The sequence below is a fragment of the Telmatobacter bradus genome, from assembly GCF_048629425.1.
In the GTDB taxonomy this organism is placed as follows: Bacteria; Acidobacteriota; Terriglobia; order Terriglobales; family Acidobacteriaceae; genus Telmatobacter; species Telmatobacter bradus.
In genome coordinates, this window is the sequence record NZ_CP184532.1 from 36,873 (window position 1) to 57,306 (window position 20,434).

Sequence of the window (20,434 nt, forward strand, 5' to 3'; positions counted from 1 at the left end):
TCGGAACTAACCCTTAAAAACCGCACCGCATCCCAAGACGAAAATGGACGAAAAAATCCCGATTATTTGAGTTTCAGGAATGGATCAGCGATAAATTGCACTTTATATTGTGCAGATTACCCATTCCTTATCACCAACTACGGTTCGTAACAAAAAAATAGACGTTACTCTTTTGATTCCTTACCAAAGTTATTCATGCGGCTTTCTTGACGGGAAAAAGTGCCAGCTTTTAGCTTCAGAGCAATCTCGTTTGAACAAAAAGAGATGCAAAATTGGGTTACCTTAGGTAACTCTGGTAATTTCGGGCCCCCCCGACATTCAGGATTTTTCTTTGGACGAAATCCAGACTCGTCTGCGATTCGTCTGTCCAGATTTGTTTGTCCAGATTCTCTGCGCTGTTTTGTCTGTCCAGACCCGTCTGTGTTTGTCTGCTGTTTTCTCCTGCTGCCTTTTGCTTTGTATGTGCTTTTGATTCCATCTACGTTCGAAAGCTGCAGACACAAGATCTGCGGATGAGTAAAGAGGAGAGAGATGGGCGCATTGGAAGTCTCATTTACCCAGGCTGCACGGTATATCTGCAAATTACGGGGTGGTTCACAACCTGTTCTTGTAGAAACGAGCGATGGTTCACTGGTGGTTTTAAAATTCAAAAATAATCCCCAGGGACCCAATGTATTATTCAATGAATGCGCAGGTCAGGAGCTCTACAGAGCCTGCGGACTTCAGGTTGTTCCATGGCTTCCGGTGGAGGTTTCGGACGCATTTCTAGATCGCTACCCGGAAAGCTGGATGATGACTACGGCGGGCTTGACCCGTCCTAAAGCAGGACTTTGCTATGGTTCCCGGTATTTAGGGGGACAGGATGTACGTCTGCTGGAGGTACTGCCCGGTTCTTCCCTGAGCAGGATTAAGAACCGTTCGGACTTCTGGCTGGCTTGGTTAGTCGACGTCTGTGCAATGCATTCCGATGCGCGGCAGGCGTTATATATACAAAACGGTTCCGGTGAACTCTTTGCCCATTTTGTCGATATGGGAAACATGTTTGGTGGGCCCACGGGTCTGGACCAGCCGCAACTGCTGGCTTCACGCTACCTGGATCCACGGGTTTATCCGGAAGTTACGCCTACGTTGGCACGCAGCTTGCTGCGCCGCCTGCAGAATATTGAGACAGAGAGTATATGGAAAAATATCAAAAATATTCCCGAAGAGTGGCAGAGCATTTCTGCGATTCGCAGTTTGCTAGAGACTCTCAGCCGGCTGGAAAATGGTCAGCTACTCCAGCAATTTCTGGAAATGATGATCGCCTCTCATCTGCAGCGAGGTGAACATGGACAACACATGGCCAAGGACGAAAGTCCACTCCGAACATCGGTTTTGCATCCTCGAATATCGTCACGACGGGTCTGTCGTAAAACAGTGTTCCTGCCCGGCGCGGCCCGTCTTGCTTGTCATTGATAGCAGTGACGGGGTTCGGTTGCTGGTTGCGCCGGATTTGGCATCTATCGTCTGTGAGGACGACCGGGCCTACATCGATGAATTGATCGCGGACTTTGTCAAACGTTCCGCACAGCTTTCTGGTTCGCTTTTTCAACAGCTCTCCTCGCTTTCCGTAGGGCCGCTGGTTACGCAGAAACTGGGCCTGGTGGGCCGGGACGATCTTGATCTGAAGAGGTACTGTTCCAACTTCATCGCGCTCTGAGGGCGTGGAAAAAGGTGAAAAAGGAGCTTCCCGAAGTGCGTGGGAAACTCCTTTTGTTTTTGCGTTGAAGCCTGGATTGTTGTTCTAGAATCTGGCGTTCAGGCTGAAGCTGAAGCTGCGCCCCCGTCCGGTGAGCGGCGCCAGGGCATTCATCTCCATGCTGGACTGGAAGTCGTCTTCGTTTACGCCTCCCAGCGGCAACTCATAGCACTTGTTCAGCAGATTGTCGGCCGAGCCGCCCGCCTCCAGGATTCCCTTGCGGTAGCTGGCGTGCAGGTTGAAGAGGGTGTAGCCGGGCGTTTGCTGCTCAAAGCGGTTGGGATCGACGTTGTGCTTCTTGTCCACGGCTTCAACGCCCATGCCTGCCTGCAATTCGTGCCATTCTTCCGTAAAGTCCAGCTTCGCGTTGAGCGGCATCATCTGGTAGAGAGGGGTCTTCGAGTCGGTTCGTTCGCCATGCAGCCAGGAAGCCGAGCCGCGCAGGGTGCCCAGACCTGATTTCAGACCATCCCACAGCGCCACATTGCCACTCAGGTCGCCGCCGTAGATGCGGGCTGCGTGGTTGGCAAACTGCAGCTCGGCGATGGTTGTCATGGTGTAGGCGTCGGTGGCAATCTGATCCACGTCGATGTAGTTGTTGAGGAAGTTCACATAGGGCGAGGCCTTCAACTGCCAGGCGTGGGTGCTGCGTCCCCGCAGGCGCAGGGAGCCGGTCAGCAGGTTGGCGCTTTCGGGCTGCAGGTTCACGTTGCCCACGTAGGCGTTGCCGTCGCCGTACCAGCCGATCATCATGGCCGCCATCCACATCTTTGACCACGCATAGCGCTCGTAGAGGTTAGGCGCGCGATTTTTGCGGGCAAAACCGGCTTCGATGGCCACGAGCGGTGTGGCGTCGTAGTGAGCCGTGGCAGTCACGTCCAGCATTGGATCAGCGTGGCTGCGCTTGGAGGCGTTAAAGCTGGCAGCGTCGCTCGCGTACATGCTGGAGTAGCCAGAGACGGCATCGGCGTTGGTCCAGACGGTGTCTTCCCGCAGGCCCAGAATGGTAGCCAACTTGGGCGACCACTTGCTGTCCAACTCGGCAAACGTCCCCATCCGGGTGCGGCGGCCGTTGTTGATGTCGATGAATGTGTCGGGGCTCATCATCATGCCCGAGCCAGCCACTGGCGGCCATGTGTCATCCAGCCGGAAGCGGTGCATATCATTGCCCAGGTGCAGCATGTGCCGGACCCCGAGCGGCTGCATCCAGGTGATGCTGTAGCCCAGATCGCGGCCATGGGTGTTCATCGGCATCCACATGGCCATGGGGAAGGTGATCTTGTCGCGGCCCACGTTCATGCCGTGCCAAGCTCCCTGCCAGTAGACGCGGCCATCCAGCGTGCCTGCGGCAAAGGTGTGCCGGAAGTGCGCATTCACTAGCTCGGACCAGTTGCGGGTCATGTCCATCTGCGCATTCACAAAGCCCTCGTAGGGGGTGTTCTGAATGCCGCCTTCCACCTCGAAGAGGTTCTTGCCATAGGCGCTGGCCAGCGTCACCACATGGTTGGTGCTCTGCGCGTAGGTCGATGTCACCTTGTGGCCGCTGCCGTCGGTGTAGTCCTCGTTGAGCGCCCAGGTGCCGGTGTAGCCAAAGGCGAAGTGACGGTTGGCAATCCACTCGTTGAGGGCTCCGCCATAGGCCTGGCCGTTCGAGCGGGTAAAGCCGGTCAGGCTGGATTCGATGAGAAGGTGTTGATCGGAGGCGAAAACCGGTGCGTTGGAGTCCACGGCAATGGTGCCGCCCAGACTGTCGCCGCCCATGCTGACCGGCGTAAGCCCAGCCAGAACCTTGACCGTGGCTGCCCGCGCACTGGAGGCGTAGCTGAGCGGATCGTTCATGTAGTTGGGGCAGGAGGAGCTGACGGTTGCTCCATTCACCACCACGCGATTGCGCTCGGTTCCCATGCCGTGCAGCACAGGAGCCGTGGCCAGCTCGCCGTTGGTGCGCAGGGCTACACCGGCCTCGTCGGCAGCCAGATCCGCCACGTTGTGGCGGCGGGCGCGTTCGCCGGCGCTCAGCGAACGCCCAGCTTCGTCCTCGTCGCTGACCACGCGCACCTCGGCACTGGCCGTGGCAATCTGCAGCGTGACGTCGGCGGTTGTGGTGCGCCCATCGGCTACGGCCACATTGCGCAGCAGAGCTGTGGCAAAGCCCGGCACCGTGGCCCGCACTTCGTAACGGCCGGCGGGCAGGCCGTCAAAGACAAAGCGGCCCATCTGATCGGACTGGTGGGTCAGGTTGGTGCCGAGCGATGCATCGTGGAGTACAACCCGCGCCCGGCGCACCACGGCCCCGCTCGGATCCTTCAAGACGCCTTCGATCCTGCCGGTTTTTTGCTGATTTTGAACGGAACTTTGCGGCACGGCAAGCGCACGCATCCCCACGCTCTGCCCGCACAGGCAGAAGACTGGCAACAGGGCCAGCCAGAGCTTGTTTTTCATTTTTCCTCTCTTTGGTCAAACGCACATCGGCAGGCATTTGTGCCTGCAGTCGGGTTAGAGCATTTCCGGAATACACATAGACTTTTTAAGGGGCTTGCAAGGTGCCTTTTCCTTGAGGAAAAAGGCGCTTAGCATCCAGCTTTCGGTCTACACCAATTCCGAAAATGCGATGGCTTCAAAGAAAGAAAGTGGGAGGACCGCGTTTGAGACGGCTGCGATCAAGGGCAATCCGGCCAAGCGCTTCGGTCTGTGCCGCGCGTTCCGGCAGACTTACAACCGAGGCAAAAAAGCGCGCTTCGGGCTCGGGCTGGTAGGCCGAGGTGTGGGCCGAGGTTTTGGCCACGCGCTCAAAAGGGCACTTCTCCTGCAGGTTCTGCACGCCACGCCTGGAACCGGTGAGCGGCTCCATCATGCTGCAGTGGTGCTTGCCGTGACGACGGCAGCAGGGCGGCAGGCTTGCTTCAGCGTCGGGTGCAAGCAGGGGCCAGATCAGCATGAGGCTGATCAGGCTCAAGAACGAAAATGCCAGAAATCGACGCATGGTTCGAGCCAAGTATACGGGAAGTCTGCGGCTTCTAAAAAGAACTTAACTCTTCCGGGATCAGTGAAATGCGCGATTGGCGCGGGTTTGGGCGCGGAGGGTGTTTTGAATAGTCCCAATTCTGACCAATAACTAATGTTGTTCCAATGGGGGAAATAAAACTTAAAAAGCCATTGAGATTCCCTTAAGTTAGTACCGCGTACGTCTTATCCTCCAAACCATGCAACAGTCATCCGAACTCGATACTGCCCCTAACCTTGCAGGGTTTGCCAGCCTGCTGGCCTCGCTTGCCGCTCAGCCGCGCAAGGATGCGGACGAGTGGATTGGAAATGATAATCCCCGCCATACATCCAGCAAAACACAAGAGCCTGTTGCCGTCAGCACGGACGATGCAGCGCAGGCCAATGATGCCGCTTCAGACGAAATCGAAGCAGAGCAGAACGAAGAATCTTCCTTGTTGAGTTATGAAAGCGCTCTGCGGGCTCATGCACGCTATCACGCCGCGCCGGAAAGCGACTGGCTGGTCCACGAGCGGGAGACGCAGGAACAGGCCGAAGCCGAGGCTCTGGCAGCAGCCGGAGAAAAAAGCGCGGAAGCCCAAAAAGCAGCAGAATTTTTAGCCGAAAAACTCCAGCCAGGGCGTTACCTGGAACGCGATTTGAAGTGCAGCAGCATCACCATCCGCATGAGCGCGGCGGAGTGCGCCCAACTGCGGCAGCGTGCGGCCGAAGCCGGCATGACGGTTTCCGCCTATCTGCGCTCCTGCACCTTTGAGGCGGAGGCGTTACGCGCTCAGGTCAAGGAAGTGATGGCCGAGCTGCGTGCCGAAGCCGCTGAAAAACTCAACGATCCAGAAAAATCCAAAAAGAAGTTTTCGCCGCGGGATTGTTTTGCCCGGTTGCTGGGACTGGAAGCGCATGCAGCAGCTTCCGTCATGGATTCCAGGCCGCGCGTACGCGCATAAAGTTTGGTTTTGTTCGACGATTTTCCGGGGACAGTGGAAATTTGATTCAGGCCGCTCAGTCGATCGAGCGGCCCTTTTCTTTGTACGCAAAACGTGGTTAGAAAGCTGAAAGCTACTCCACCTCAAGCAGGACGCACTTCAGGTATTCGCTCTCTGGCAGGCTGAGCAGCACCGGGTGGTCCAGAGCCGCGCCACGCCGTTCCAGGAGGCGCACACGACGGCCAGCATCGGCCGCAGCCGAGGCAATGGCAGCTTCCAGGTCTGTTCCGCTCACATGGTGGGAGCAGGAACAGCTGACCAGCAGGCCGCCGGGCCGGATCATGTGCAGAGCGCGCAGGTTCATTTCCTTGTAGCCACGCAGCGCACCCTCGATGGCGCGTTTGCTCTTGGCAAAGGCTGGCGGGTCCAGCACGATGGTGTCGAACTTCTCCTTGGCATCGGACCATTCGCGCAGCAGCTGGAAGGCATCGGCCTCGATCCAGTCCACTTCGGCCTTGAGCGCCTTCTTGTTGGCGGCCAGATTCTTTTCCGCCACTTCCAGCGAAGCATGCGACTGGTCAACGCCCGTTACACGCTCGCAGTACTGGGCCAGATGCAGCGCAAAGCCGCCCTGATAGGTGCAGACGTCGAGCGCGCGACCGAGAGCACCCATGCGCTTGGCCGTGGCGGCTGCAGCGGCGTAGTTCAGGCGCTGATCGAGGAAGGCTCCGGTCTTCTGTCCAGAGTTGGCGTCGAACTGGAAGCTGAGGCCATTCAGGTGGAAGTCCACGTCAGACTTGACCAGCTTGCCCTTGGTCCAGAGCGCCTCGGTGGCCGGGGCGGAAAGCCCTTCCAACTCGCGCATGCGTGCGTCGGGCCGCTCGTAGATGGTCTTCAGATCGAGTTCTTCGCTGAGGACGCGCACCGCGGCGGCGCGGATCGCGGCAGAGTCCAGACCCTTGGCCAGCAGTTGCACAATGGCCAGCGAGTTGTACTTGTCTACCACCAGACCGGGCAGCTCATCGGCCTCGCTGAAGACCAGACGGCAGCTGTCGGTGGATTTGTCGAGCAGCGGTTTGCGGCGGACAATGGCGCGGCGCAGACGCTCTTCAAAGATTTTCAGCCAGGCGGCTTCGTCGATGGCCTCGCGGGAGACCATGCGCAGCTGAATCTGCGAAGTGGGCGAGTAGAGCGCCGTGCCTAGCAGCAGGCCGCGATTGTCGGCCACCGAAACCAGCCCCGGAGTTGCGTCGCCTTCAGGCAAAAGTGTGGCTTCCACATCGGAGGCGTAAACCCAGGCGTGGCCGGCGCGAATGCGGTCGGCGGCGCGGCGGCTGATGCGTGCGCCCAGGGTGGTCAGGGCAGCCGGTGCGGGGCGGGGAGCCTGCGCGGCGCGGGCTGCCATAGCGCGGTCGGCGGACTTGGATACAGGCCGTGCGGTGGACCTTGGCGCCGGGCGCTCGGTAGATCTGGACGCCGGTCGGCTGGTGAACTTCGGTGCGGTCCGCTCAGCGGAGCTCTGCGCCATGCGTTCGGCAGACTTCGATACGGGCCAACCGGCAGACGCCGGTCGGGCACCGGAGCTCTGGGCGGGGCGGGCGTAAGGCTTCTGCGCGGGGCGATCATCGACTCGTTGGGCGGGACGTTCGGCAGATTTCGACGCGGGCCAGCCGGCGGACTTTGCCGATGGTCTGGCGGTGGACTTCTTTACGGGCCGGGTCGCATCTTTTGTGCGCGACGTGTTTTTACGATTGTTTTCCGTTCTGGGTTCGCGGGGTTTTGCCATCCTATCAGTGTAGCGGGCTTCTCGCTGCTTCCCTCACGAAAAACAAACCGGGCCTATAATAGGGTATGGCGACGGCCCGGCAGACGATTCCGGCGGACCAATCTGGCGCAAAAGCGGCGGAAAAAACGCCCGTTGCGCCCAGTGTGGCTCCCGCAACTCCGGCGAAGCCCGTGGCAACGCCCCCCGCCCCGGCAACGCAAAACGAACTTCCCCCTGTAGAGTTGGCTGCCCTCAACCAGCGCTTTGAGCGCCTGATTGAACGTGTGCAGAAGAACCGCCCCACCGACGACGTTGCCCTGATTCGCCGCTCGTGGGATTTCTGCATTGGCCATCATAAGAACCAGCGCCGCGCCTCCGGCGAGCCCTACATCATCCATCCCATCGCCGTGGCCGAGGTGCTGGCGGAGATGAAGATGGATGCGACGGCCATCTCCGCTGGCCTGCTGCACGACGCCGTGGAAGATACGCCCGCCACCAGCGAGGAAATCGCCACCGATTTTGGCCCGCAGGTGGCCTACATCGTCGAGGGCGTTACCAAAATCGACAAAATCCAGTTTGCCAACCGCGTCGACCGGCAGGCTGAGAACGTGCGCAAGATGTTGCTGGCCATGGTCTCCGATGTGCGTGTAGTGCTCATCAAGCTGGCCGACCGGCTGCACAACATGCGTACGCTGGAGCATCTGCGGCCCGACCGGCAGGAGGCCATCGCCCGCGAGACGATGGATATTTATGCTCCTCTCGCCCATCGTCTGGGCATGGGCAAGGTGCGCGGCGAACTTGAGGATCTGGCCTTCCGCTACACCGATCCGGTGGCCTTTGAGCAGGTTTCGGCGGCGGTGGAGCGGCGGCGTGTGGACGGCGAACAGTTTCTGCGCGGCGTGGAAGACACGCTCGTGGAGCAACTGCGCGAGAACGGCATCGAGGCCCACGTCGAGTGGCGCATCAAGCGCCTGTACTCGATCTACCAGAAGTTGCAGCGCTCCAAAATCTCCTTCGATCAGGTTTACGACTTCCTGGCCCTGCGCGTTGTGACGCAGGATGTGGGCGCTTGTTACGCCGTTTTTGGCATGATTCACACCCTCTGGCGGCCGGTGCCGGGGCGCATCAAGGACTTTATCGCCATTCCCCGTGCCAACCGCTATCAATCGCTGCACACTACGGTGATGGGCGAGGGTGGCCACCAGTTTGAGGTGCAGATCCGCACCGAAGAGATGCATCGCATCGCTGAGGAAGGCATTGCGGCGCACTGGAAGTACAAGGCCGGCGCAGGCGCGGTGACGGCCCGCGACGAGGAACGGCTCAACTGGATTCGTCAGCTGGTTGAGTGGCAGAAGGAGATGACCGACCCCAACGAGTTCCTCTCCAGCCTGAAGATGGACCTTTATCCCGACGAGGTCTACACCTTCACGCCCAAGGGAAAAGTCGTTGTGGTTCCCTCCGACGGCACGCCGGTCGATTTTGCCTACACCATTCACACTGAAGTGGGCCACACCTGTGTGGGCGCCAAGTTGAATGGCCGCATGGTGCCCTTGCGTACCAAGCTCAAGACGGGTGACATCGTTGAGATTGTCACGCAAAAGGACCACAAGCCCAGCCGCGACTGGCTTACCTTTGTCAAAAGTCCGCGTGCCCGCAACAAGATCAAGCACTGGCTGAATGAAGAGCAGCGTCACCGCTCGGTGGAGGCTGGTCGCAAGCAGCTGGAGCGCGAGGCCCGCAAGTACAAGGTGCCCATGAGCCAGCTCGCCGATCAGGATCTGAGCCGCATCGCCAGCGAATACAGCCTGGCTACAGCGGCGGATCTGTTGGCAGCGCTCGGCCAGGGCCGCTACACCGGCCACCAGATCCTCAGCAAACTTGCCCCCGGGCTGCTTACCCAGCCGGAGGTCGAGGTCAAGCCTGCCGAGCCCTCGGTGGACACCACACGCCGCCTGCAACTGACCGGAACCGATTCCCTGCAGGTCGAGGGGCAATCGGATCTGCTTGTCTATCGCGCCCGCTGCTGCAATCCGATCCGGGGCGACGAGATTATTGGCTACGTCACACGCGGCAAGGGTGTGGCCGTCCATGCGCGCTCCTGCCCGAATGTGCAGAACCTGCTCTACGAGGCGGATCGCCGCATTGCCGTTGAATGGGCCAGCGCACCGGAGAACAGCTCGATCCGCGCACCGCGCTATCCGGTCAAGGTCATCGTCTACTGCGATGATCGCCCCGGCATGCTCAAGGAAACCACCGCCGTGATTTCGGATGAGAGCGCCAATATTCGTTCGGTCGAGGTCAAACACGACGACAACGGCGAGGCCATCATCGAGTTTGTGGTGGAAGCCGAAGACACCCGCCACCTGGGCCGCATTACGCTGGGCCTGCGCCGCGTGAACGGCGTGCGCACCGTGCAGCGCATGCAATAGCTGCGGTGAGCGGCAGATCTTTTGAGCAAAAACGGAACTACTCGCCCCACACAGCCAGAACGTTGCCGAGTCCATCATTAAAGTGGAAACGCCGTCCACCGGGAAACTCGAAGGTGGGCACGGTAATTGTGCCGCCCGCAGCCACAATCGCTGCTTCGGTGGCCTTCAGGTCTGCCGAATAGAGCACTGCAACGGGCGCACTCTTGGGGTTTGGTGCTTCGTCCCGGGCAAAACCCAGAGCCAGCCCAGCGCTCTCTACCGAACTGTCGATGTAATCCGGGCCCCAATCCTTGAAGCTCCAGCCGAAGACCGTCGTATAGAACGTCTTCACGCCTTCGATGTTGGGGGTGGTGAACTCGATGTAGTTGATCTTGTGGTGCTGCGGATTCTTCGCCATAAAATCTCTCCTGTATGTTCGTGCTGCGTGAAGTCACGGAAAGGCGATGCGGAAGCGAGGCGCGAGCACACCTTTCCCGGTGTGCCTCCGATGCGCCCCCATCCACAATCTTTCGGAAGCAGAAGAATGCAGGTAGAGTCCGCTGACTGATTCCAGCGCGGACTCGCGAGGTACGCCCACAGAGTAGCAGGCGCAGGCCTCGGGTGTGCGAATTTTGGCTGGAGCCCGGGTCTTCCGCCCCGCAAGGAGCTTCTACCTGCCCAGCGTGTAGACGAAGCCTCCGGCAATCGAGCGGCCCGGCATGGCCACATCGCTGACCTCCTGATAGCCCGTGTTCGACAGATTGCTCAGCCGCAGGTAGGGCCGCAGCCGTTGCACATTGCGCCCGAGCGTCATGCCCCAGACCGGGTAGGGCGTCTGCTGGTAGTGCTCGGTCACTTGCAGGGAGTTTTCCAGCAGAATCGACTTCGGCAGCAGCACCTGCCAACTGGCGTGCACATTCTCTACCGGATAGTTGAAGACGTACTCCGATTGCTGGCCGTGCAGCGCATTCTGTGCGCCGTTGAGCGCCGTCCAGCTCAGGCGCACGGTCTGCGTGGGCATGGGCTTCCAGGTGGCCGAGGCTTCTGCTCCGGTAAAGCGCACGCCGCTCAGGTTGGCCGCCTGCCAGACGGCTGAGGCGTTGGCCCGCAGATAGTCGATGGTGTCGTGCTGCTGGGCGTAAAAGCCCGTGGCGGCCAGCGTCAGATGCGCGCTGGCCAGCCAGTCCACGCCGCCCTCGCCCGACCAGGCCGATTCCGGCTTCAGGTTGGGATTGCCCTTGGTTGTGGGGTCCGAATAGTAGAGATCGGTGTAAGTGGGAATGCGGAAGCCGTAGCCGCCGCTGGCACGCAGTTTGACCGTGGGCGCAACGCGCAGGCTTCCGGCCAGTTCGGGAGAAAAGTTCTTCAGACCGCCGGAGAAGAGTTCTTCGCGCGCGCCTGCCGAGAGCGTCCAGCGCGACCCGGTCGGGCGCAGGTCCACGTCCACATAGCCCGCGCCGCGATTGCGGGCATGGTTGCCGAGCGCGGCCGAGAGTACGCCGTCGGAGGAATTCACGCTGTCGATGCGGTCGCCGTCGGCCTCCAGGCCAAAGAGCGCCAGCGAGCGGCCTGCCAGCGGTGCGGTCTGGCGCAGGGAAGTTTGCCAGGAACTATCGGCGTGGTTGTTGGCGTACGCCGCAGGGAAGGTGCGCAGCAGCACAAAGTCGTCGGTGTGGCGGCGATAGCCGAAGGCTGCGGTCGTGCGTGCGCCCAGTTCCTGCCGCGCCGTAGCCAGCCAGCCCTTGGTGCGCTCCCAGGAGTTGTAGTCGCCATAAAACTGGTTGGCTCCGAAGGCGCGGTCGCTTGAAGCCAGCAGCAGATCGCTCAGGCCCAGCCGGGAACCAATCCAGCTTTCCAGAGCAGCGTCCTCGTTGCGGTAATCGCGGTCAGTGGTAAAGCCCTCGGAGAAATTCCGCTCTGCGGTCAAACGAGCACTTGAGTGGCGGCGTACACCATCCGCCATCAGGGCCTGTTCGTTCTCATCAAAGCTGCCCGCGCCAGCCCGCAGCCACAGTGCATTGTGGGTGGGCGCGGCGGTCAAAAAGTCCACCACGCCGGAGAGTGCATCGGCTCCGTGCAGCGTGGAACCCGCGCCGGAAAGCACTTCAATTGAGTCCATGGCCTCCAGTGGCAGGGGCAGGTCGAGGTTGTGGTGGCCGGTCTGGCTATCGTTCACGCGGAAGCCGTTGAGTAGAACCAGCGTCTGCTCAAAGCCACCGCCACGCAGCAGCACATCGGCCTGGCCGCCGCCCGCGCCGCGCTGTTCAAGGGATACGCTGGCGTCCGAGCGCAGCAGATCCTGCACACTTTCTGCGCTTAGTTTCTTTTCTTCCACCGGCAGTACTGTGATTGAGCGCGAAGACTCCGCCAGCGGCACTGGAGCAGCCTCACCCAGCACGACCATGGTTTCACTGGTCTGCGGCTTGTGGGGGGTGGAATCAGCGCTCTGGGCGATGCCAGTGGAGGAAAGAGAGAGCGAAAAAATGGCTAATGAAAGCAGATTGCGAGAGTAAGTATGCATGATCTCCATCAGCATGCAGTGCTTTACGCCCAGCCGCAATGAAAGTTTTGCTGTAATTAAAATAATTGAAGAGCTAAACTATTTTGCAATTCAACTACTTTGTTGGGAGCAGACAGAAAGGCGGAAAATGAAGATCGAAGCGTTTTTACGCGAGAGCCCGATGTTTGCCGTCAGCCGCGCCGCACGCCGTTTTGAATCGCTGGCCACCCAGGTGCTTACCCAGGATGGACTCGGGTTTCTGGAGGGGCTGGTGCTGGCGGCCTTGTTTTTTGAGGCTCCCCGACCGATCAAGCCCTCGCAACTGGCGGAAACCTTTGAGACCACGCGCGGCAACGTCAGCCACTGCGTCTCTTCTCTTGAAGCCAAGAATTGCCTGCAGCGCAAGCTCGATCCGGAAGACGCGCGCGCCTATCTTCTGGCCCTTAAACCCGAGGGAAAAAAGGCTGCATTGCGCGTGATTGCCGCCTTTGACCGGTTGCAGAGGGAGTTCGAGGACGAGGTTGGCAAAAGTGCGTTGAGCGAAATGCTGAAGAGCTTGCGCAAGCTGGAAAAACGAGTGCGATAGAGCTGGAGGGCCCATGACCGTCAGGATTTTTGCCGCTGAAGACAGACTCGATGTGCAGATCAGACCCAGAATTCGCTGGCTCTCCCTGATCGCCGCAGCGGGCTTGCTGCTGGTGCTGGTGAGCGTGGGGGTGGTTCCCGCGCTTACCGGCGTGCAGGCCGCCCTGCTGACCGGCAAAAGCTTTGGCGGATTTCTGGTGGGGGCCATCGCCGCTGCCATCATTACGGCCGTCGTGCTCTACAGCATGCTCAAGACCTTCTTTGGCACCGAGCGCCTGCTGCTGACGGCTACCGAGATTGAGGTGCAATCCCGCCTCTTCGGTTCTGTAACGGAGCGCTTTGCCACACCCAACACAAACGTGGAAAAACTGCGCGTTGAGGAGTCGTGGAACGGTGAGCAAAACACCCCCGTCGAGCGTGCCCTGCGCTTTGAATGCGCAGGTGAAACCATCACCTTTGCCGCAGGCGCAGAGCGGGACGATGCCTTTGCAATCCTCGAAGCGATGAAGAAGATCTACGATTTTCCGGTGGTGGAAGATCTCAAAGAGGATCCTCTCGCAGAAAATCACCTCAATCATCAATGATGATTATTCCTATTCTGTGCCAGAGGCAGTGACAGATGGCGTGGCGTGGCGTTTTTATTAAGCACAGGGAACGGCTGCGGGCGCAACAAGATCAGCGCGCTATTTGAAGCAAGCATGAGTATGAGCAGCAGTGCAAGAAGGTAAAACGGGTATTTAAGAAATGGCCAAGCATGAGATGGAAGCTGGTCAACCAGCTTGTCGCGAAATGTTTCATTGAATCGCATGGGGAGATCTTCGCCTTCAGCAGCCGGTTTCCAGCGGGATGCAAGGTAGGTAGCTCGTACATTGGAGAGCAATACCGCGGAAATAATTATGGAAAGAATGTTCAGCATATGGCCGGATGCTAATTGACCAAAAACATAGAGAATAAAAATGAAAACAGCGGCAGGGAAACTGGTTTGGCGCATGCCCATACCACCAACAACATAAATAAAAAAAAAGATAAAAGCTGTTACCAGTAATACGATGCGCGCAATTGGATTTGCTGTCTCGTATGCAGAGCATGCAACAATGACCAAGTTTAAAACGCCAATAATCCAACAGAGCCAAAAGCCTTGAATTCCCAGATAATCCACATCCCAGGCGTTTTCAACTGTAGGCCAAAAAAGGCTTCTCAAGCGGCCATCCGATTTTTTCGATTCACCAGAAAGATTCAAGGATTGCATGGCAAAAGGGTGAAGGATGCTTCTTGCAAAGTCAATATGGTTTTCTTGAATTCTGATACGTTCCTACTGCATGTGATGGTGATTGAGCTGCTTCACATGTGAGGCAAACGCATAAGCAATTTAGTGGCTAACCACGCAGGTCTATGACAGCTAGATTTTAGATCGCAGTTTTTCCAGTTTCCCAGATCCCAAAAATCGGGATCTGGGAAACAAAATCATACAAATTTAATCGATGAGAGACATAGGCTGCGGAACCACTCGACCGCTGCCCTACAGAATGTACCGCGACAGATCCTGATCCTGCACAATGCTTGCGACCATCTGCTTCACGTAGGGAGCTTCGATCAGGAAGATTTTCTCCTGGCCCTTTTCGGTGGTGCGCTCTTCATACGGCAGCGGGGTGGAGCTTTCGGCCTTGATGGCCTCGGCCAGTTCAGCGGCAGTCTTCTCGTCGGCGGCCTTGCGGGCCACGTCGGGAGCCAGGAAGCTAACGTCTTCCAGCACCCGTTCCATGATGGTGTGCAGGCGACGCGCGCCGATGTTCTCAGTGGTTTCGTTCACCCGGAAGGCAAACTCGGCCATTTCGCGCAGAGCGTCCGCGGCAAACTCCAGCTTGACGCCTTCAGTCTCCAGCAATGCGATGTACTGCTTGGTGAGCGAGGCCTTGGGCTCGGTGAGAATGCGCAGGAAGTCTTCCACCGTGAGCGACTGTAACTCGACGCGGATGGGGAAGCGGCCCTGCAACTCGGGAATCAGGTCGCTCGGCTTGGAGACGTGGAATGCGCCGGCGGCGATGAACAGAATGTGGTCGGTGCGCACCATGCCGTAGCGAGTGTTGATCGTGGTGCCTTCAACGATGGGCAGAATGTCGCGCTGCACGCCTTCGCGGCTCACGTCGGGGCCATGGCCACCCTCGCGGCCGGCAATCTTGTCGAGCTCGTCCAGGAAGATGATGCCGTTCGATTCGACGCGTTCAACCGCCGTGCGGGTGACGGAGTCCATGTCGATCAGGCGGCTCTCTTCTTCCTGCACAAAGTACTCGAAGGCATCGGCCACGCGCTTTTTGCCCTTTTTCGAGGTGCCACCGAAGATGTTCGGCAGCATGTCGCGCAGGTTCGTCTCCATGTCTTCCACGTTCTGGTTGGAGATGATGCCAATCTGGGGCATGCCGCGGTCGCGCACATCGATTTCCACGATGCGGTCATCGAGCTTACCCTCGCGGAACTGTTGGCGGAGTTTTTCGCGCGAGCGCTGGTAGCTATCGGAGCCGGGCAGCGTGAGCTGGCCCTCCTGGGCAGGCGCGGGAGCTGGCGGCGGAGGCAGCAGCACATCCAGCAGACGCTCCTCGGCGTTCATCTCGGCCTTGTCCTCAACCTCTTCAAGCCGCTCTTCGCGCACCATATCGATGGCGATTTCCACCAGGTCGCGGATCATCGACTCAACGTCGCGGCCCACGTAGCCGACCTCGGTGAACTTACTGGCTTCAACTTTGAGGAAGGGCGAGTTGGTGAGCTTGGCGAGGCGACGCGCGATCTCGGTTTTGCCTACGCCCGTGGGGCCGATCATGATGATGTTCTTGGGCATGATGTCGTCGGCAAGGTCGGGCGGCAGCTTCTGGCGGCGCTGGCGATTTCTTAGGGCAATCGCGACGGCACGCTTGGCGGCGCGCTGGCCGACGACGTGCTTGTCGAGTTCGGCAACAATCTCGCGCGGCGTCATTTCATCGAGCGAGAGTTCCTGTTCTTCGGCGGATGCGGGCAGGTAAATGGCCATGTTCGTCTTCGAGAATCCGAATCTTAGAATAGAACCGGCTGGGCCGGTTCTGTCTCATATGGAATGAGGAAATGAAGCGCTGTGTTTCAAAACTGCCCAATCCCCGTATCAGGGAATGACGTTTGCTGCTTCCTGACAGGCTTGCTGCTTTTTTGCTGCGCCGGAGCGTGGGCAAAGAAGGAAAGCCAGCCTGCTACGCCTTCAACTCTTCAATGGTGATGCGATCGTTGGTGTAGATGCAGATTTCACCGGCGATCTTCATGGCCTTTTCGGCGAGGCTGCGGGCGTCAAGCTCGGTATTTTCGAGCAGGGCGCGGGCGGCTGCCGTAGCGTAGGGTCCGCCTGAGCCGATGGCCGCCAGATCCTCGTCGGGGTCGATTACGTCGCCCGAGCCGGAGATCAGGAAGGTCTGGTTCAGATCAGCCACCACGAGCAGGGCTTCCAGATTGCGCAGCATCTTGTCGGTGCGCCAGTCCTTGGCCAGCTCAACAGCCGAACGGTTCAGATTGCCGGCAAACTGTTCCAGCTTGTTCTCAAAACGCGTGAACAGGGTGAAGGCGTCGGCGGTGGAACCGGCAAAGCCGGCCAGAATCTTGCCCTGGTAAAGGCGGCGGATTTTGCGGGCTGAGTGCTTGAGCACGTGGTCGCCCAGGGTAACCTGCCCGTCGGCGGCCATGACAACCAGACCGTTGCGGCGGACGCAGATGACGGTGGTGGAACGGATCCGGGCGCGATCAGGCCCTGCTACTCTCTCTTCAGCCAAGAAAAATCCTCCGGGGAAGGCGCGAAGCGTAGGCTCCGGCACCATTCGATGCAACCTAGAGTATAGGTCATTTTGCGCGGAACTGCGGTTTTATGACGGGGTGAAGAGCGCGGCGAGAGCCTGCTCCAGAACCGCTCCCAGACTTCGGGAACGGTCATAAAACTGGCTGGAAGCCGCAGCCGTGGCCTGTTGTGCGTGGGCGTAGGCCGTGGCGTCAAAGGCCAGAAGACGCAATGCGTCAGTGAATGCGTCCAGATTGTCCGTCTCAAAACGGAGGGCTGCCGCGCCCAGAACTTCCGCTGCCGGAACCACGGAGCTGACCAGCGCTGGACGGCCGGAGAGCGCGGCTTCGGCGGCGGTCATGGCCAATCCTTCAAAGAAAGCCGAGGTGGTGGGCACGGTGACGAGGTGCGCCCAGGTGAGCGTAGCAAGGGCTTCGGCGGCATTGGCCAGCGGACCGGGCATCTGCACAATGGATTGCAGGCCGCGCTCCTGGATTTGCCGGGTCAGTTGAGCTTCGGCTGGACCAGAACCCACGATCTTCCAGACAAAGCGGCCGGGAAACTCGCGCTCCAGTTGTTCCGCCGCATCGAGCAGCAAGAAGACGCCCTTGAAGTCCTGGATGCGTCCCAGAAAAAGGATGCGGAAAGGCGTGCTCGCATGGTCGGGCGGCGGCACGGTGCTCAGAAAGCCGGTGCGGTACTGGGCGCGGTACTGATAGACGGGACCGTGTGTCTGGCCGGCAGCGGTTTGCACTTGACGCATGCATTCCGGCGAAACACAGGCCGAAGCTGCCGCAATACGGCGGAAGAACCAGCCGTTGAGTGAAAGCAGAAGACGCGCCGCACGGCCTTGGGGAGGAAAACCGGCAGGCCACAGGGTGTTATGAAAGACGGCAATCACCGGGATGCGAAAGAGCCAGAGCAGCGCAAGAAGAAACCAGTGTGTAGTGCCGGAATCGACGATGACAGCCGAGGCGCGATTGCGAAGAGCGCGGAAGACGATGCCGAGGCCATAGAAAAACATGTCCAGATGATGGCCGAGGCCGCTGCGGGCATAGAGCGGCGAGCGGGGTAGATTCTCCATGCGATGCGGGCCGAGCATGAATACATCGCGCCGCTCATGGGAAGAGATCAGAACCAGGCGGTAGCGGTCGCGGCAAGCTTCAAAAAACTGCTCGGAGAAGGCATTGCACATCTGGAAGGGCGGCTGCTTGCCCTCTTGGCAGAGGCGGAAATGGCCCGCAACATCTCCGGGCCCCAGCGCATACACAATACAACGAAGATTTTTATGGATAGCTGCGGGGCCGGAACCCTGAGAATCCTTCTGAACATGCATCAAAGAATGCCCTCAAGAAACAATCGGGCCCCAGGAGTTCCTATCATACCAAAGATATACTTCGGCAAAATTTGGATTCCCGACACAGAAAACATACCCGCTGGACCTATTCCGCACAGGCAGGCAGGGCGCGCCTGCGGTATGCTCTTACAGGGAGCAGGTATTGCTCGTGTCTTCCATGTTCACTATCGATATCAATCAGTTGGAGATTGCCGCCGGACTCGCGGCCAGCGCCGTTGTGTGCGGCGTGGCGCTGTGGCTTGTGTACCGTCACCGGCCCACACCGGAAGAACTGGAAAGAGCGCGACGCAAGTTTCTGGTGCAGTCCGGTCGCCTGGTGGACGGCATGTTGCTGGATATTTATGAGGTAACTACCGAGGACCAGCACACCCTGACCTTGCTGCTTTACAGCTACCGCATCGGCGGCGTGGACTACGAGTGCAGCCAGGACATTACTGGCATGAGCGCGGTAGTGAATACGGCCCAGATCCGTGCCGGCTTTCCCTGTTCGGTGCGCTACCAGCCCGGCAATCCGCCCAATAGCATCGTGGTGGCAGAGGACTGGTCCGGCCTGCGCAAAGGCATTCCACTTCTGCCTAACTTCGATGATCCTGACCCACTGGATTTGAGCCATCTGCGCCCCGGTCGAGGGTAAAAGTCACGCTCCAGAGCGTCCTGCGCTCACACATTGTCAGAATGCGAAAATCTCCGGACTGAAGGTCCGGAGATTTTTTTGCTGCTTCGATTCATGACCCGGAAGAACAGGTAACGAGGCTTTCTGCGTTTGTGCTATTCGATGGGCGGAGCCATGAAAAACACGTAAATCAGCAGGGCCGCACCGATGGCGGCCAGAATCAGACCGCACAGATAGGGTGAGTGTGGGCCCAAGAGTGCGTAAAGAAAAACGGTCAGCGCAATGCCGAGGAAAAGGTTGACTAAGCCACCAACCTTTATGCCCTCGCGCTTGTGCAGGCTAGCTTGGCGCTCCTGTTCACGTATCAACTCGATAGCTGCTTTGGCACCATCGGTGGTGGATTCGGCGATGCGGCGCAGGGTTTCAGCCTTATAGTAGGCCTCGCGCTCACGGCGGCGGGCATCGGCCCAGCTGCTGATGGGAAGAAAAATGCCGAACAGGGCGATTGCGCCCACAGCCAAGAATCCGAAGAGGGCAACGCTGGAAAGATCCTGTTCGAAGAAACTGGCAAGGAAGAGATGCATGGTTGAACCTCCAGGTTTTGCTTTCGAGCGGTAAGACCGGAGCGGATAGAATGCGGTTGCATTTTCTTTTTGCGCGATAAAATGCAACCGTTCGCGCAAAGAGCCTGTCCTACTCTCACAGGAGCCGCAAGCGTGAGTCTTCTTGTTCAGACCGGCGAGGCGCAGCAGAGCGATCTGCAAGCAGTGGAGCGCGTGCTGGCGGGCGACACCGAGGCTTTTGCCGAGATTGTGCGCCGTTGGCAGGGACCGCTCGTGAATATGGCCTGGCGCTACTGCCGTGATCGCCAACGCGCCGAAGAGATGGCCCAGGAGGCCTTTGTCCGGATCTGGCGTGGGCTGGCAAGCTGGCGGCGTGATGCAGCCTTCTCCACCTGGATGTTTGCGTTGGCGGCGAATGTTTTTCGCAGCGAATTGAAGCACTTTCCGACGGAGACTGCGGCCGTGGACGAAGTGGATGAACCCGCAGTCGCACCCGCACAACTAGCCACAGTGGAAGGCCAGCGTCGGGACGAAGCTGTGCGTCGCGCCGTGCTGGCCCTGCCTGAACGCTATCGCGAACCGGTAATTTTGTTCTATTTTCATGAGAAGAACGTGGACGAGGCGGCACAAACGATGGGAGTGCCCACGGGCACACTCAAGGCACGGCTCAAGCGGGCGCGCGATCTGCTGAAGAAGCGCTTTCCGCAACTGGAGTGTTTGGCAAGAACGGAAACAGGCAGGGAGGCGGTGCGATGAATCAGAAACGAGAGAGGGAAGAAGAGACAATCGACCGCATTCTGGCCAGTGAAAGCGAGATTGTGCCGAGTTCGGGCTTTCTGGATGCAGTGATGAACCAGGTACGCGAAGAAGCGGCAGCGCCCGCGCCAATTCCATTGCCGTGGAAGCGCGTATTGCCAGCGGCGATTGCATTAGTCGGGGCTTGTGGCTGGGGCGCGTGGAAGATTGTGCCGACGCTCATTGCGGAAGTGCAAGAATCGTTGCAAAGCTCAGCTCCGGTAGTTTCATGGAACTTCGATCTGCACAATCCCAACGTGGTAGTGGCGCTGGCTGTAGTTGTCTTGCTGGGCGCGTGGAGCCTGACTCGGCAATTGGTGCTGCGGGCGTGAAGTGAACGCGAAAAACCCTCCGCAGCCGCGGAAGGACCATGCTCCCTTCGCTTTTCAAGAATATG

The 20,434-nt window shown here is 59.0% G+C and carries 19 protein-coding genes; 9 read left to right on the forward strand and 10 right to left on the reverse strand.

The features are described 5' to 3' along the window. Positions 1-531 precede the first annotated feature (531 nt). On the forward strand, positions 532-1,455 hold the full coding sequence (locus ACOBR2_RS00145) for a hypothetical protein (RefSeq protein WP_420238053.1): 924 nt from the start codon (positions 532-534) through the stop codon (positions 1,453-1,455). After that, the gene (locus ACOBR2_RS00150; protein WP_420238054.1) at positions 1,442-1,699 is read left to right on the forward strand and encodes a hypothetical protein; all 258 of its coding nucleotides are present in this window, start codon (positions 1,442-1,444) and stop codon (positions 1,697-1,699) included. Before ACOBR2_RS00145 ends, ACOBR2_RS00150 begins: the two co-directional genes overlap by 14 nt. A gap of 84 nt (positions 1,700-1,783) precedes the next feature. Here the strand turns inward: ACOBR2_RS00150 and ACOBR2_RS00155 are convergent, their stop codons facing one another. Both ACOBR2_RS00155 and ACOBR2_RS00160 read right to left on the reverse strand, forming a co-directional pair. Further along, a complete protein-coding gene (locus ACOBR2_RS00155) occupies positions 1,784-4,180 on the reverse strand; it encodes a TonB-dependent receptor (protein ID WP_420238055.1) in 2,397 nt (798 codons plus the stop codon). A 175-nt stretch (positions 4,181-4,355) separates the two neighbouring features. Continuing rightward, on the reverse strand, positions 4,356-4,721 hold the full coding sequence (locus ACOBR2_RS00160) for a hypothetical protein (protein WP_420238056.1): 366 nt from the start codon (positions 4,719-4,721) through the stop codon (positions 4,356-4,358). Between the two features lie 220 nt (positions 4,722-4,941). Here ACOBR2_RS00160 and ACOBR2_RS00165 point away from each other — a divergent pair, with 220 nt between their 5' ends. Next, a complete protein-coding gene (locus ACOBR2_RS00165; protein ID WP_420238057.1) occupies positions 4,942-5,685 on the forward strand; it encodes a plasmid mobilization protein in 744 nt (247 codons plus the stop codon). A gap of 112 nt (positions 5,686-5,797) precedes the next feature. Here the strand turns inward: ACOBR2_RS00165 and ACOBR2_RS00170 are convergent, their stop codons facing one another. Further along, on the reverse strand, positions 5,798-7,450 hold the full coding sequence (locus tag ACOBR2_RS00170) for a class I SAM-dependent methyltransferase (protein WP_420238058.1): 1,653 nt from the start codon (positions 7,448-7,450) through the stop codon (positions 5,798-5,800). A 65-nt stretch (positions 7,451-7,515) separates the two neighbouring features. Here ACOBR2_RS00170 and ACOBR2_RS00175 point away from each other — a divergent pair, with 65 nt between their 5' ends. Then, positions 7,516-9,858: a RelA/SpoT family protein gene (locus tag ACOBR2_RS00175; RefSeq protein WP_420238059.1), complete on the forward strand. Its 2,343-nt coding sequence runs from the start codon at positions 7,516-7,518 to the stop codon at positions 9,856-9,858. Positions 9,859-9,895: 37 nt separating this feature from the next. On the opposite strand, the gene ACOBR2_RS00180 is transcribed toward ACOBR2_RS00175, so the two are convergent. Both ACOBR2_RS00180 and ACOBR2_RS00185 read right to left on the reverse strand, forming a co-directional pair. Next, complete coding sequence (locus ACOBR2_RS00180; RefSeq protein WP_420238060.1) at positions 9,896-10,255, reverse strand: VOC family protein; 360 nt, start codon at positions 10,253-10,255, stop codon at positions 9,896-9,898. A gap of 252 nt (positions 10,256-10,507) precedes the next feature. Beyond that, positions 10,508-12,358: a TonB-dependent receptor plug domain-containing protein gene (locus tag ACOBR2_RS00185; protein ID WP_420238061.1), complete on the reverse strand. Its 1,851-nt coding sequence runs from the start codon at positions 12,356-12,358 to the stop codon at positions 10,508-10,510. 127 nt (positions 12,359-12,485) lie between these two features. Between ACOBR2_RS00185 and ACOBR2_RS00190 the strand changes: the two genes are divergently transcribed. Further along, entirely contained in the window at positions 12,486-12,923 is a 438-nt protein-coding gene (locus ACOBR2_RS00190; protein WP_420238062.1) for a MarR family winged helix-turn-helix transcriptional regulator, read from the forward strand. Between the two features lie 13 nt (positions 12,924-12,936). Beyond that, a complete protein-coding gene (locus ACOBR2_RS00195; RefSeq protein ID WP_420238063.1) occupies positions 12,937-13,506 on the forward strand; it encodes a hypothetical protein in 570 nt (189 codons plus the stop codon). On the opposite strand, the gene ACOBR2_RS00200 is transcribed toward ACOBR2_RS00195, so the two are convergent. From ACOBR2_RS00200 to ACOBR2_RS00215, 4 genes are all read right to left on the reverse strand, one after another. Then, entirely contained in the window at positions 13,500-14,171 is a 672-nt protein-coding gene (locus ACOBR2_RS00200; protein ID WP_420238064.1) for a hypothetical protein, read from the reverse strand. The two genes, ACOBR2_RS00195 and ACOBR2_RS00200, sit on opposite strands and share 7 nt — an antisense overlap. 270 nt (positions 14,172-14,441) lie before the next feature. Beyond that, positions 14,442-15,944 carry an ATP-dependent protease ATPase subunit HslU gene (hslU, locus tag ACOBR2_RS00205; RefSeq protein WP_420238065.1) on the reverse strand — a complete coding sequence of 501 codons (1,503 nt, stop codon included), beginning with the start codon at positions 15,942-15,944 and terminating at the stop codon, positions 14,442-14,444. A gap of 193 nt (positions 15,945-16,137) precedes the next feature. After that, positions 16,138-16,707 carry an ATP-dependent protease subunit HslV gene (gene hslV, locus ACOBR2_RS00210; RefSeq protein WP_420238066.1) on the reverse strand — a complete coding sequence of 190 codons (570 nt, stop codon included), beginning with the start codon at positions 16,705-16,707 and terminating at the stop codon, positions 16,138-16,140. A 90-nt stretch (positions 16,708-16,797) separates the two neighbouring features. Next, positions 16,798-18,045, reverse strand: a complete 1,248-nt coding sequence (locus ACOBR2_RS00215) for a glycosyltransferase family 4 protein (RefSeq protein ID WP_420238067.1) — start codon at positions 18,043-18,045, stop codon at positions 16,798-16,800. Between the two features lie 178 nt (positions 18,046-18,223). Between ACOBR2_RS00215 and ACOBR2_RS00220 the strand changes: the two genes are divergently transcribed. After that, positions 18,224-18,700 (forward strand): hypothetical protein, encoded by a 477-nt coding sequence (locus tag ACOBR2_RS00220; RefSeq protein WP_420238068.1) that lies wholly within the window; start codon positions 18,224-18,226, stop codon positions 18,698-18,700. A gap of 134 nt (positions 18,701-18,834) precedes the next feature. On the opposite strand, the gene ACOBR2_RS00225 is transcribed toward ACOBR2_RS00220, so the two are convergent. Continuing rightward, complete coding sequence (locus ACOBR2_RS00225) at positions 18,835-19,263, reverse strand: hypothetical protein (protein WP_420238069.1); 429 nt, start codon at positions 19,261-19,263, stop codon at positions 18,835-18,837. Between the two features lie 132 nt (positions 19,264-19,395). Between ACOBR2_RS00225 and ACOBR2_RS00230 the strand changes: the two genes are divergently transcribed. Continuing rightward, positions 19,396-19,998: an RNA polymerase sigma factor gene (locus ACOBR2_RS00230; protein ID WP_420238070.1), complete on the forward strand. Its 603-nt coding sequence runs from the start codon at positions 19,396-19,398 to the stop codon at positions 19,996-19,998. Further along, entirely contained in the window at positions 19,995-20,369 is a 375-nt protein-coding gene (locus tag ACOBR2_RS00235; protein WP_420238071.1) for a hypothetical protein, read from the forward strand. The genes ACOBR2_RS00230 and ACOBR2_RS00235 overlap by 4 nt, the downstream gene beginning before the upstream one ends. Positions 20,370-20,434 lie beyond the last annotated feature (65 nt).

Excerpts from the sequence above, each read along its gene's own strand:
- ACOBR2_RS00220 (WP_420238068.1), top strand. The coding sequence starts at position 18,224 with ATGTTCACTATCGATATCAATCAGTTGGAGATTGCCGCCGGACTCGCG.
- ACOBR2_RS00145 (WP_420238053.1), top strand. The coding sequence starts at position 532 with ATGGGCGCATTGGAAGTCTCATTTACCCAGGCTGCACGGTATATCTGC.
- ACOBR2_RS00180 (WP_420238060.1), bottom strand. The coding sequence starts at position 10,255 with ATGGCGAAGAATCCGCAGCACCACAAGATCAACTACATCGAGTTCACC.
- ACOBR2_RS00165 (WP_420238057.1), top strand. The coding sequence starts at position 4,942 with ATGCAACAGTCATCCGAACTCGATACTGCCCCTAACCTTGCAGGGTTT.
- ACOBR2_RS00225 (WP_420238069.1), bottom strand. The coding sequence starts at position 19,263 with ATGCATCTCTTCCTTGCCAGTTTCTTCGAACAGGATCTTTCCAGCGTT.
- ACOBR2_RS00235 (WP_420238071.1), top strand. The coding sequence starts at position 19,995 with ATGAATCAGAAACGAGAGAGGGAAGAAGAGACAATCGACCGCATTCTG.
- ACOBR2_RS00175 (WP_420238059.1), top strand. The coding sequence starts at position 7,516 with ATGGCGACGGCCCGGCAGACGATTCCGGCGGACCAATCTGGCGCAAAA.
- ACOBR2_RS00200 (WP_420238064.1), bottom strand. The coding sequence starts at position 14,171 with ATGCAATCCTTGAATCTTTCTGGTGAATCGAAAAAATCGGATGGCCGC.
- ACOBR2_RS00190 (WP_420238062.1), top strand. The coding sequence starts at position 12,486 with ATGAAGATCGAAGCGTTTTTACGCGAGAGCCCGATGTTTGCCGTCAGC.
- ACOBR2_RS00155 (WP_420238055.1), bottom strand. The coding sequence starts at position 4,180 with ATGAAAAACAAGCTCTGGCTGGCCCTGTTGCCAGTCTTCTGCCTGTGC.
- ACOBR2_RS00195 (WP_420238063.1), top strand. The coding sequence starts at position 12,937 with ATGACCGTCAGGATTTTTGCCGCTGAAGACAGACTCGATGTGCAGATC.
- ACOBR2_RS00170 (WP_420238058.1), bottom strand. The coding sequence starts at position 7,450 with ATGGCAAAACCCCGCGAACCCAGAACGGAAAACAATCGTAAAAACACG.
- ACOBR2_RS00160 (WP_420238056.1), bottom strand. The coding sequence starts at position 4,721 with ATGCGTCGATTTCTGGCATTTTCGTTCTTGAGCCTGATCAGCCTCATG.
- ACOBR2_RS00185 (WP_420238061.1), bottom strand. The coding sequence starts at position 12,358 with ATGCATACTTACTCTCGCAATCTGCTTTCATTAGCCATTTTTTCGCTC.
- hslU (WP_420238065.1), bottom strand. The coding sequence starts at position 15,944 with ATGGCCATTTACCTGCCCGCATCCGCCGAAGAACAGGAACTCTCGCTC.
- ACOBR2_RS00215 (WP_420238067.1), bottom strand. The coding sequence starts at position 18,045 with ATGCATGTTCAGAAGGATTCTCAGGGTTCCGGCCCCGCAGCTATCCAT.